11 protein-coding genes are annotated in these 12,075 nt (G+C 53.4%); 9 read left to right on the forward strand and 2 right to left on the reverse strand.

The annotated features are described in order from the left end of the window. Window positions 1–11 precede the first annotated feature (11 nt). The 5 genes from prfC to B9P82_RS11240 all read left to right on the forward strand — a co-directional run bounded on the left by prfC (window position 12) and on the right by B9P82_RS11240 (window position 4,906). Window positions 12–1,601, forward strand: coding sequence for a peptide chain release factor 3 (gene prfC / locus B9P82_RS11220; RefSeq protein WP_016151601.1), 1,590 nt, complete (start codon window positions 12–14; stop codon window positions 1,599–1,601). Window positions 1,602–1,907: 306 nt separating this feature from the next. Further along, window positions 1,908–2,525, forward strand: coding sequence for a molecular chaperone OsmY (osmY, locus tag B9P82_RS11225; protein WP_016151602.1), 618 nt, complete (start codon window positions 1,908–1,910; stop codon window positions 2,523–2,525). 127 nt (window positions 2,526–2,652) lie between these two features. Further along, the gene (locus B9P82_RS11230) at window positions 2,653–2,814 is read left to right on the forward strand and encodes a DUF1328 domain-containing protein (protein WP_003019081.1); all 162 of its coding nucleotides are present in this window, start codon (window positions 2,653–2,655) and stop codon (window positions 2,812–2,814) included. Window positions 2,815–3,059: 245 nt separating this feature from the next. Further along, window positions 3,060–4,133: a patatin-like phospholipase family protein gene (locus tag B9P82_RS11235; protein ID WP_016151604.1), complete on the forward strand. Its 1,074-nt coding sequence runs from the start codon at window positions 3,060–3,062 to the stop codon at window positions 4,131–4,133. Next, on the forward strand, window positions 4,130–4,906 hold the full coding sequence (locus B9P82_RS11240; protein ID WP_101700351.1) for a metal-dependent hydrolase: 777 nt from the start codon (window positions 4,130–4,132) through the stop codon (window positions 4,904–4,906). Before B9P82_RS11235 ends, B9P82_RS11240 begins: the two co-directional genes overlap by 4 nt. A 32-nt stretch (window positions 4,907–4,938) precedes the next feature. Here B9P82_RS11240 and B9P82_RS11245 read toward each other — a convergent pair whose 3' ends face one another. Beyond that, window positions 4,939–5,802 carry a YjjW family glycine radical enzyme activase gene (locus B9P82_RS11245; RefSeq protein ID WP_047358375.1) on the reverse strand — a complete coding sequence of 288 codons (864 nt, stop codon included), beginning with the start codon at window positions 5,800–5,802 and terminating at the stop codon, window positions 4,939–4,941. Beyond that, entirely contained in the window at window positions 5,774–7,324 is a 1,551-nt protein-coding gene (locus B9P82_RS11250; RefSeq protein WP_101700352.1) for a YjjI family glycine radical enzyme, read from the reverse strand. The genes B9P82_RS11245 and B9P82_RS11250 overlap by 29 nt, the downstream gene beginning before the upstream one ends. A gap of 261 nt (window positions 7,325–7,585) precedes the next feature. On the opposite strand from B9P82_RS11250, the gene deoC reads away from it, so the two are divergent. The 4 genes from deoC (at window position 7,586) to deoD (ending at window position 12,060) form a co-directional block, all read left to right on the forward strand. After that, window positions 7,586–8,365 (forward strand): deoxyribose-phosphate aldolase, encoded by a 780-nt coding sequence (gene deoC, locus B9P82_RS11255; RefSeq protein WP_016155634.1) that lies wholly within the window; start codon window positions 7,586–7,588, stop codon window positions 8,363–8,365. A gap of 179 nt (window positions 8,366–8,544) precedes the next feature. Then, window positions 8,545–9,867, forward strand: coding sequence for a thymidine phosphorylase (gene deoA, locus B9P82_RS11260; protein WP_016151609.1), 1,323 nt, complete (start codon window positions 8,545–8,547; stop codon window positions 9,865–9,867). A gap of 50 nt (window positions 9,868–9,917) precedes the next feature. Continuing rightward, window positions 9,918–11,141 (forward strand): phosphopentomutase, encoded by a 1,224-nt coding sequence (gene deoB, locus B9P82_RS11265; RefSeq protein WP_016151610.1) that lies wholly within the window; start codon window positions 9,918–9,920, stop codon window positions 11,139–11,141. Window positions 11,142–11,340: 199 nt separating this feature from the next. Next, window positions 11,341–12,060, forward strand: a complete 720-nt coding sequence (gene deoD / locus B9P82_RS11270; protein WP_000224864.1) for a purine-nucleoside phosphorylase — start codon at window positions 11,341–11,343, stop codon at window positions 12,058–12,060. Window positions 12,061–12,075: the final 15 nt, after the last annotated feature.

Raw genomic sequence — 12,075 nt, forward strand, 5'->3', positions numbered from 1 at the left:
AAGATTTGACTATGACGTTGTCTCCTTATTTGCAAGAGGTGGCCAAACGCCGCACTTTTGCCATTATTTCTCACCCGGATGCCGGTAAAACGACAATTACTGAAAAGGTACTGTTATTCGGACAGGCGATTCAGACCGCCGGTACGGTAAAAGGCCGTGGCTCCAGCCAGCATGCGAAATCTGACTGGATGGAAATGGAAAAGCAGCGTGGTATCTCCATTACCACCTCTGTGATGCAGTTTCCATATCATGACTGCCTGGTAAACCTGCTGGACACCCCAGGGCACGAAGACTTCTCTGAAGATACATACCGTACTCTGACGGCGGTGGACTGCTGCCTGATGGTCATCGACGCCGCAAAAGGTGTTGAAGACCGGACCCGTAAGCTGATGGAAGTTACCCGTCTGCGTGATACCCCGATCCTGACCTTTATGAACAAACTCGACCGTGACATCCGCGATCCGATGGAGCTGCTGGATGAAGTCGAGAATGAACTGAAAATCGGCTGTGCGCCGATCACCTGGCCGATTGGCTGCGGTAAGTTGTTCAAAGGCGTCTATCACCTATATAAAGACGAAACTTACCTGTACCAGACGGGTAAAGGCCACACCATTCAGGAAGTGCGCATTGTTAAAGGTCTGAACAACCCGGAACTCGATGCCGCCGTGGGGGAAGACCTGGCACAGCAGCTGCGCGACGAGCTGGAGCTGGTGCAGGGCGCGTCTAACGAGTTCGACCATGAGCTGTTCCTCGCGGGCGAAATCACCCCGGTATTCTTCGGTACCGCGCTCGGTAACTTCGGCGTTGATCATATGCTGGATGGCTTAGTGGAGTGGGCGCCTGCGCCGATGCCGCGTAAAACCGACACCCGTGTCGTTGAAGCCTCAGAAGAGAAGTTCACCGGCTTCGTGTTTAAAATTCAGGCCAACATGGACCCGAAACACCGTGACCGCGTGGCGTTTATGCGCGTGGTGTCCGGCAAGTACGAGAAAGGTATGAAAATGCGCCAGGTGCGCATTGGTAAAGACGTGGTTATCTCCGATGCGCTGACTTTTATGGCCGGTGACCGTTCTCACGTGGAAGAAGCGTATCCGGGCGATATTCTGGGTCTGCACAACCACGGCACTATCCAGATTGGCGATACCTTTACCCAAGGCGAAATGATGAAGTTCACCGGTATTCCGAACTTCGCGCCGGAGCTGTTCCGTCGTATTCGTCTGAAGGATCCGTTGAAGCAGAAACAGCTGCTGAAAGGGCTGGTTCAGCTGTCCGAAGAGGGCGCAGTGCAGGTTTTCCGTCCGATCGCTAATAACGATCTGATCGTGGGCGCTGTTGGTGTGCTGCAGTTCGACGTGGTGGTTTCACGCCTGAAGAGCGAATACAACGTTGAAGCGATTTATGAGTCGGTCAACGTAGCGACAGCACGCTGGGTAGAGTGTTCTGACGTGAAGAAATTCGAAGAATTTAAGCGTAAAAACGAAATTCAGCTGGCGCTGGATGGCGGCGATAACCTCACCTATATCGCGCCGACCATGGTTAACCTGAATCTCACTCAGGAACGTTACCCTGACGTTCAGTTCCGCAAAACGCGCGAACACTAATCGACCTTCAGGGCACGGTATCCGCCGTGCCCTACAACTTTTCCTGTCTTTTAAATCCCTTGCGGAATGTTCTTAAAACCTCTCGTTTTTCTTTTGTTTGCACGTTTTTTAGTCAATCTGGACTGCGATCACGAAATCCTGAACTATATTTAACAATGTGATGACATAAATGTCGGCGTTAAATGCTTTTTAGGCTGCCTGTTGCAGCTTCTATTGCTGATATTTATTCCACTTACAAGATTAGTTGCTGGCTCAAGCCGTTTTACGGCAGAGCGCAGCTTTTAGCAAACATACAGGAATACATCGATGACAATGACAGGACTTAAGATTTCTAAAACGCTGCTGGCCGTGATGCTGACCTCCGCTGTTGCAACGGGTTCTGCTTATGCAGAAAACTCCACGACGGATAAAACGCAATCCGGCGTCGAAAGTGCGGGGCAGAAAGTCGATAGCTCCATGAACAAAGTCGGTAATTTCATGGATGACAGCACCATCACTGCGAAAGTAAAAGCCGCGCTGGTGGATCACGATAGCATTAAGAGCACCGACATTTCCGTCAAAACCGACCAGAAGGTGGTGACGCTAAGCGGGTTTGTTGAAAGCCAGGCACAGGCCGAAGAGGCAGTTAAAGTCGCCAAAGGCGTTGAGGGTGTGACCTCCGTTAGCGACAAACTGCACGTACGTGATAGCAAAGACACTTCTGTAAAAGGCTATGCGGGCGATACGGCAATCACCAGTGAGGTAAAAGCCAAGCTGCTGGCCGATGATATTGTCCCTTCCCGCAAAGTGAAAGTTGAAACCACCGATGGCGTGGTACAGCTTTCAGGAACCGTTGAATCACAGGCTCAAAGCGATCGCGCTGAGAGCATCGCCAAAGCGATTGATGGCGTGAAAAGCGTCAAAAACGATCTTAAAACTCACTAATTAGACTTAATTCGTCCTCCCGACGTTTGTCGGGAGGCGTGTTGTGCACCACACTGAAAATATCGCCGATGGGCAGCCTGAGTGCTCATATCAAGCGGTGACATTAACTATGGTAAAGGAGAAGCGCATGTTTCGATGGGGCATCATATTTCTGGTTATCGCGTTAATTGCCGCTGCACTGGGTTTTGGTGGACTGGCGGGTACCGCTGCTGGCGCAGCGAAAATTGTTTTTGTGGTGGGGATCATTCTGTTTCTGGTCAGCCTGTTTACAGGTCGTAAACGGCCCTAGCGACATCCCCTTTATTCTTCAAGTTAAAGGTGCGTTGGCTACGCGTGCTCACCCGTATCACTTACCAGAGTAAGCTGGTCGGGATTCACGCCCTTGCCGCCTTCTTGTGACTTGAATTATTTTGGGGATTAACCGTAAAGATAACTTGCTACTAAGCCAGTCCACCGGACTGGCTTTTACGGTTTTAGCATCAGGCAATTTGCGTTACTTTGTTGTTCTATTACAAAAACAACAGGAAGGCAGAGGTGGGGCAGAGAATACCCGTCACGCTCGGTAATATTGCGCCGTTATCGTTACGTCCGTTTCAACCAGGCAGTATGGCGCTGGTGTGTGAGGGCGGCGGACAAAGAGGCATCTTCACCGCTGGCGTATTGGATGAATTCATGCGCGCGCAGTTCAATCCTTTTGATCTCTTCTACGGGACCTCCGCTGGTGCGCAAAACCTTTCAGCCTATCTTTGTAACCAGCCGGGTTACGGTCGTAAAGTCATCATGCGTTACACTACCCGACGTGAATTTTTTGACCCGGTGCGCTTTGTGCGCGGGGGAAATTTAATCGATCTCGATTGGCTAGTGGATTCGACCGCGTCCCAGATGCCGCTGGCGATGGATAACGCCGAGCGTCTGTTTGCCGCAGGGAAATCGTTTTATATGTGCGCCTGTCGGGGCGATGACTACACGCCTGGCTATTTTTCGCCGAACCGGCAAAACTGGCTCGATCTCATTCGTGCCTCCAGCGCGATTCCAGGGTTCTACCGCGCAGGGGTTGCGCTGGATGGTGTGAATTATCTCGATGGAGGAGTCAGCGACGCCATTCCCGTGCAGGAAGCGGCGAAGCAGGGGGCAAAAACGCTGGTGGTTATCCGCACCGTGCCTTCGCAAATGTATTACACCCCGCAGTGGTTCAAGCGTATGGAACGCTGGCTGGGCGAAAGCAGCCTGCAACCGCTGCTGAATCTGGTCCAGCACCATGAAGCCAGCTATCGCGCGATTCAGAGTTTTATTGAGAAACCGCCGGGCAAGCTGCGTATCTTTGAGATCTACCCGCCCAAACCGCTCCATAGCATGGCATTAGGAAGCCGTATTCCGGCGCTGCGGGAAGATTACAAGACCGGACGCCTGTGTGGTCGTTACTTCCTGGCAACCGTCGGCAAGCTGCTGGCGAAAAATGCGCCGCTGCCTCGTCAGACGCCGAAGATTGTGGTGCCGGGACCGGTCGTGGTTCCTCCCGCGCCGGTGGCTAACGACGCTCACGCCCCCGTGGTGACCAATGCGCCTCAGGCTAACGACACGACGTTTAATAACGAGGATTTGGCGTGAGTTATCGTTTTATTGATACGCATTGTCACTTTGATTTTCCGCCGTTTACGGGCGATGAATCTGCCAGTATTCAGGGCGCGGCTGACGTCGGCGTGCAAAGCATTATCGTTCCGGCCACCCAGGCGGCAAATTTTTCCCGTGTACTGGCGTTAGCGGAAAATTACCCTCCATTGTTTGCCGCCCTGGGGCTGCACCCCATTGTTATTGAGCAACATAGCGATGACTGCCTGGAGCAGTTGCAGCAGGCGCTGGATAAGCGCCCGCAAAAGCTGGTGGCGGTAGGTGAGATTGGGCTGGATCTTTATCGGGACGATCCGCAATTCGATAAGCAAGAGCGGCTGCTGGAAGCGCAGCTTAAGCTGGCGAAGCGTTACGAACTGCCGGTGATCCTGCATTCGCGGCGCACTCATGACAAGCTGGCGATGCACCTGAAACGCCATGCTTTACCGCGAACCGGCGTGGTGCATGGATTTTCCGGGAGCGTGCAGCAGGCCGAACGTTTTGTGCAACTGGGCTACAAAATTGGCGTGGGCGGCACCATTACCTATCCGCGCGCCAGTAAAACCCGCGAGGTAATGGCGCAACTGCCGCTGGACTCACTGCTGCTGGAAACTGACGCGCCGGATATGCCGCTCAACGGCTTTCAGGGACAGCCGAATCGCCCGGAGCAGGTGGTCAGAGTCTTTGATGTCCTCTGCGAGCTGCGCTCGGAACCTGCGGATGTTATCGCTGATGCGCTGTATCGCAATACGACGGCGTTATTTGATTTTTAATTGCCGGACGATGGATACGTCGCATCCGGCAATTACAGGTACAGCGCCGGGAAGATCAAATTATCCACTCCGCGCTCGCGCAATCCTTGCGCCAGTTGCTCCACATCCTCAGGCGTGGCGCTCGGCCAGTCCTTCGCTTCGCCGTACACCCCGTGCGCATGAAAGGCATTTAGCCGCACCGGTACATCACCTGAACGTTTGATAAACGCCGCCAGTGCATCGATATGCTGTAGATAATCCACGTGGCCAGGAATAACCAGCAGGCGCAGTTCCGCAAGTTTTCCCTGCCCGGACAAAAAGGTAATGCTTTGTTTAATCAGCGTGTTATCGCGGCCTGTCAACTGTCGATGACACGCGCTATCCCAGGCTTTTAAATCGAGCATTACGCCGTCGCATACCGGCAGCAGTTTTTGCCAGCCGGTTTCGCTCAGCATGCCGTTGCTGTCTACCATGCAGGTCAGGTGTTGCAGCTGCGGATCGGTTTTGATCGCGTTAAACAGCGCCACGATAAACGGCAACTGGGTGGTCGCTTCGCCGCCGCTGACCGTAATTCCTTCAATAAACAGCACCGCCTTGCGAATATGCTGCAGCACTTCATCAACGCTCAGGGTTTGCGCCATCGGCGTGGCCTGCTGTGGGCACATGTGCAGGCAGGTATCGCACTGCTGACATACGTCGGATTGCCATCTCACTTTCCCCGCACTCAGGCTCAGCGCCTCATGCGGGCAATGCAGGACACATTCCCCGCAGTCGTTGCAGCGTCCCATCGTCCACGGATTGTGGCAATTTTTACAGCGCAGGTTACATCCTTGCAGAAACAGAGCCAGGCGACTGCCCGGCCCGTCGACGCAGGAGAAAGGAATGATCTTACTTACTGAAGCGCATCTGCTGTTCATGGCTAATCACGCGAGGTTGTCGTTCCAGAATGCGGGTATTGCGCGCGGCTTCTTCGCCCAGCCAGGTGGTGTTGGTGCGTGAACCTTCGGCGCGATATTTTTCCAGATCCGACAGGCGTACCATATAGCCGGTGACGCGGACCAGATCGTTACCACTCACGTTGGCAGTAAACTCACGCATCCCAGCTTTAAACGCCCCGAGGCACAATTGCACCAGCGCCTGAGGATTGCGCTTGATGGTTTCATCCAGCGTGAGAATGTCGCTGATCCCAGCGTGATAATACGCATGATGCGGCGCAACGGTTTGCAGGTGAGTGATCGGATCCGGCTCATCGCCGTAGGGCAGACGCGCGCCCGGCGTGGTGCCGATGTCTGAACTGATCCCTGACTGTGCGTGCAGCATTGCGCGCTGCTTCCAGCCAAATTTCACCGGGGTACTTTCTACAAACTCCGCCAGTTGGGCGCTGATGCGATAGCCGAGCTGATTGGCGACCTCATCTTTTCCGTAGCGAGCATTCTGCCCCGCCTTATCGCACAGCAGATTCACCGTCTCCGCCAGGCCATACATGCCGAACATAGGGACAAAACGTTCGGGATCAATCAACCCTTCCTGCACCAGGAAGCTATTCTCAAAGAAATGTGATTTTTCATAGAGGAATTCACATCGTGAATCAATGATGGCGATTTGCTGCTGGCAATAGTGCGGTAGGGTGCGCGTAAAGAAGTCATCGACAGAGGTGCTGCGCTCTGCGATGGCTTTCAGATTGAGCCTGACCAGCGTGCTTCCACCCCCGGCGAGCGGCAACGAGTTGTAACAGCTGACGACGCCATACTGACCTTTTGTGAAAATTTTATCATTTTCGGGGCCGTTGGAAATGTGCGGCTTACTGCACTCGCAGATATTTTGCGCCACGTTGAGCAGCAGGTCGTCAGGTGTAATTTGCGGATCATAAATGAACGTCAGATTAGGCGAAACCTGCTTTAACTCTGCGTCTGCGCGTAAAATTGCACGGGTGACAGGCGTATCTGCGGGGCCGATATTGGCATGCATAAATGCGTCTGGCAGGGTTCTGTCGAGATAACGCCAGAAACGTTTTATTCGAATATCGATCTCATCTTGTGTTAGAATTCTAACATACGGTTGCAACAGAACGTCGAGCTGGCCGAGATAGACCGGCATCGAGGTGACTGACGGAACGTGGTGATACAGGATGGTGAGTAAGGATAACGCGTCATCAAGATCCCTGGCTCCTTCCAGTTCCAGCCATGAGGAACCGTTAGCCAGAAAACGCGCGTAGTCGGGTAAAACATAGCGCGGTTTGAACGGGGCATGACCTTCATACATATCGCAGATCACCCCGTCATCCAGCGCCTGGCGAGCCTCAGCAGGTAGTTGCGGGTAAGGCAGCGCGTTTTCAGCCTCCAGTGCCAGGAAGTGGCGTTTCTGCTCAGGGCTGAGCACCGGACTGGTCACGATTTGTTGGCAACGCTGTTGCAGCGCGAGTTCGCTTGAAGTGGGCATCGTTGATTCCTTTTTATCCCGAAGGTGTAACGCCATTGTAGAAAGCAACGCCGCCACAACCTTTGATCCGGATGCGCCTGATGCCACCGCATCCCTTCTTGAAAGGTGATTTATTTGAAGTAGATCTCATTAGAGTAATGCAAATCTGTATGTGGTTTTCATTAACTGTGATGTATATCGAAGTGTAATAGCGAGCGGATGTTAGAATACTAACAAACTCGCAAGGTGAAATTTTATACGGCGATGCCGTTGGAGAATGTTATGACCGATTTAACAGCAAGCAGCCTGCGTGCACTGAAACTGATGGACCTAACCACCCTGAATGACGACGACACCAATGAAAAAGTGATCGCGCTGTGTCATCAGGCGAAGACCCCGGTAGGCAACACTGCCGCTATTTGCATCTATCCGCGTTTCATCCCTATCGCGCGTAAAACGCTGAAAGAGCAAGGCACTCCGGACATCCGTATTGCAACCGTGACCAACTTCCCGCACGGCAACGACGACATCGAGATTGCGCTGGCTGAAACCCGCGCGGCGATTGCCTACGGCGCGGATGAAGTTGACGTGGTGTTCCCTTACCGTGCCCTGATCGCCGGTAACGAGCAGGTTGGTTTTGATCTGGTTAAAGCATGTAAAGATGCGTGTGCGGCGGCAAACGTGCTGCTGAAAGTGATCATCGAAACCGGTGAGCTGAAAGAAGAGAGTCTTATCCGTAAAGCGTCTGAAATCTCCATCAAAGCGGGTGCTGATTTCATCAAAACCTCTACCGGTAAAGTGCCGGTAAATGCGACGCCGGAAAGCGCACGCATCATGATGGAAGTGATCCGCGACATGGGCGTTTCTAAAACTGTAGGTTTCAAACCGGCAGGCGGCGTGCGTACCGCAGAAGATGCACAGCAGTTCCTGGCGATTGCTGACGAACTGTTTGGCGCTGACTGGGCCGATTCCCGTCACTATCGTTTTGGGGCATCCAGCCTGCTGGCGAGCCTGCTGAAAGCGCTGGGTCACGGCGATGGTAAGAGCGCAAGCAGCTACTAATTACTCGTCATACTGCAAGCCGCAGGTGCGTTAGCTGCACTCCCTCACCCCAGTCACTTACTGTAGTAAGCGCCTGGGGATGAGCTTCCTTGCCGCTTCCTGCGACTCGAATTGTTTAGAGTAATCATTCATTGCAGTGGGTTTTCCGCTGCATTTAACCTGATTTATCGGGGGTTACCATGTTTCTCGCACAAGAAATTATTCGTAAAAAACGTGATGGTCATGCGCTGAGCGATGAAGAGATTCGTTTCTTTATCAATGGGATTCGCGACAACACCATCTCTGAAGGGCAAATCGCCGCCCTGGCGATGACCATTTTCTTCCACGATATGACAATGCCTGAGCGTGTTTCGCTGACCATGGCAATGCGTGATTCAGGAACCGTGCTGGACTGGAAAAGCCTGCAGCTGAACGGCCCGATTGTGGATAAACACTCTACCGGCGGCGTGGGTGACGTAACGTCACTGATGTTAGGCCCGATGGTCGCTGCATGTGGCGGCTATATTCCGATGATCTCCGGGCGTGGTCTGGGGCATACCGGCGGTACGCTCGATAAACTGGAAGCCATCCCAGGGTTTGACATCTTCCCGGACGACGCGCGTTTCCGTGAAATTATTAAAGACGTGGGTGTGGCGATTATTGGGCAAACCAGCTCGCTCGCACCGGCGGATAAACGTTTTTATGCCACCCGCGATATTACCGCGACGGTGGATTCCATCCCGCTGATTACCGGCTCTATCCTGGCGAAAAAGCTGGCGGAAGGGCTGGATGCGCTGGTGATGGATGTGAAAGTAGGCAGCGGCGCCTTTATGCCGACCTATGAGCTTTCTGAAGCGCTTGCCGAAGCGATTGTCGGCGTGGCGAACGGGGCGGGTGTACGTACCACCGCGCTGTTAACCGATATGAACCAGGTACTGGCATCCAGCGCAGGTAACGCGGTAGAAGTCCGCGAAGCGGTGCAGTTCCTGACAGGTGAATACCGCAATCCACGTCTGTTAGACGTCACGATGGCGCTGTGCGTGGAAATGCTGATCTCCGGCAATCTGGCGAAAGACGATGCCGAAGCCCGTGCGAAATTGCAGGCGGTGCTGGATAACGGCAAAGCGGCAGAGATTTTTGGTCGCATGGTTGCGGCGCAGAAAGGCCCGACCGATTTCGTCGAAAATTATGCGAAGTACCTGCCGACGGCAATGCTCAGCAAAGCGGTATATGCTGATACCGAAGGTTTTGTCAGCGCTATGGATACCCGTGCGCTGGGAATGGCGGTTGTTTCCATGGGCGGCGGTCGTCGTCAGGCTTCGGATACCATTGATTACAGCGTTGGCTTTAGCGACATGGCGCGTCTGGGCGACAGCGTAGACGGACAGCGTCCGCTGGCGGTGATCCACGCCAAAGACGAAGCCAGCTGGCAGGAAGCGGCGAAAGCGGTCAAAGCGGCAATTAGCCTTGACGATAAAGCGCCAGAAATTACACCGACAGTCTATCGTCGTATTACCGAATAACTGTATACTGATCTGATCGCTTTTTTGCGGCGCAGATGTTGGAGAACAAGATGAAACGTGCATTTATTATGGTGCTGGACTCCTTTGGTATTGGTGCGACTGAAGATGCGGATCGCTTTGGCGACGTAGGCTCAGACACTATGGGACACATTGCAGAAGCCTGTGCGAAAGGCGAAGCTGACAAGGGTCGCAAAGGTCCACTGAATCTGCCTAACCTGACCCGTCTGGGCCTGGTGAAAGCTCACGAAGGTTCTACCGGTAAAATTGCTGCTGGTATGGACGGTAACGCGGAAGTGATTGGTGCCTACGCCTGGGCGCATGAACTCTCTTCCGGGAAAGACACGCCGTCTGGCCACTGGGAAATCGCGGGTGTTCCGGTTCTGTTTGACTGGGGTTATTTCTCCGATCATGACAACAGCTTCCCGCAGGAACTGCTGGATAAACTGGTCAAACGTGCCAACCTGCCGGGCTACCTCGGCAACTGCCACTCTTCCGGTACCGTGATCCTGGATCAACTGGGTGAAGAGCATATGAAAACCGGCAAGCCGATTTTCTATACTTCCGCAGACTCCGTGTTCCAGATTGCCTGTCACGAAGAGACTTTTGGCCTGGATAAACTCTACGAACTGTGTGAAATCGCTCGTGAAGAACTGACCGAAGGTGGTTACAACATCGGTCGTGTTATCGCGCGTCCGTTTATCGGTGATAAAGCGGGTAATTTCCAGCGTACCGGTAACCGTCACGATCTGGCCGTTGAGCCGCCAGCACCGACTGTGCTGCAGAAACTGGTCGACGAGAAAGACGGTCACGTGGTTTCCGTCGGTAAAATCGCGGATATTTACGCTAACTGCGGCATCACCAAAAAAGTGAAAGCTACCGGCCTGGACGCGCTGTTCGACGCCACCATCAAAGAGATGAAAGAAGCGGGTGATAAGACCATCGTCTTCACTAACTTCGTTGATTTCGACTCTTCCTGGGGACATCGTCGCGATATCGCTGGTTACGCTGCAGGTCTGGAACTGTTCGACCGCCGTTTACCTGAACTGATGGAACTGGTGGGTGAAGATGACATTCTGATCCTGACCGCTGACCACGGCTGTGACCCGAGCTGGACCGGCACTGACCACACCCGTGAGCACATTCCGGTGCTGGTTTACGGCCCGAAAGTGAAACCAGGTTCTTTAGGCCACCGTGAAACTTTCGCGGATATTGGCCAGACGCTGGCGAGCTACTTTGGTACATCGCCGATGGACTACGGTAAAAACATGCTGTGATACCCGTTGTCTTTCGCGCTGTAGATGCGTTGACTTCATTCGCTCGCCCCGGTCACATAGGTAATCTATGCTCCCGGGGGTTCCGAATTCGTCGCCTTCCTACAACGCGAAATCCTTAGGGTATTTGAATTCGTTTTGTCGGTTGGGTAAGGCATTGCTACCCCCTCGACAAAAACAATAAATCAAAAGGGAACTGAAGATGGCAACTCCACATATTAATGCAGAAATGGGTGATTTCGCTGACGTCGTATTGATGCCGGGCGACCCGCTGCGCGCAAAGCATATTGCTGAAACTTTCCTCGAAGATGTTCGTGAAGTGAACAACGTTCGCGGCATGTTAGGTTTCACCGGTACTTACAAAGGCCGTAAGATCTCCGTTATGGGTCACGGGATGGGTATCCCGTCCTGCTCTATCTACACCAAAGAGCTGATCACCGATTTTGGCGTGAAGAAAATCATTCGCGTAGGCTCCTGCGGCGCTGTGCGTATGGACGTTAAACTGCGTGACGTGGTTATCGGTATGGGCGCCTGCACCGACTCCAAAGTAAACCGTATCCGTTTTAAAGATCATGACTTCGCAGCTATCGCTGACTTCGACATGGTGCGTAATGCAGTTGATGCGGCAAAAGCGCTGGGCGTAGACGCGCGCGTGGGCAACCTGTTCTCCGCTGACCTGTTCTACTCTCCGGACGGCGAAATGTTCGACGTAATGGAAAAATACGGCGTGCTGGGCGTGGAAATGGAAGCGGCGGGTATCTACGGCGTTGCGGCTGAGTTTGGTGCGAAAGCGCTGACCATCTGCACCGTGTCCGACCATATCCGTACTCACGAGCAGACCACTGCCGCTGAACGTCAGACGACCTTCAACGACATGATCAAAATCGCACTGGAATCCGTTCTGCTGGGCGATAAAGAGTAAGTGTTGTGATGCCCG

It is taken from the genome of Citrobacter sp. L55 (genome assembly GCF_002850715.1).
GTDB lineage: Bacteria > Pseudomonadota > Gammaproteobacteria > Enterobacterales > Enterobacteriaceae > Citrobacter > Citrobacter braakii.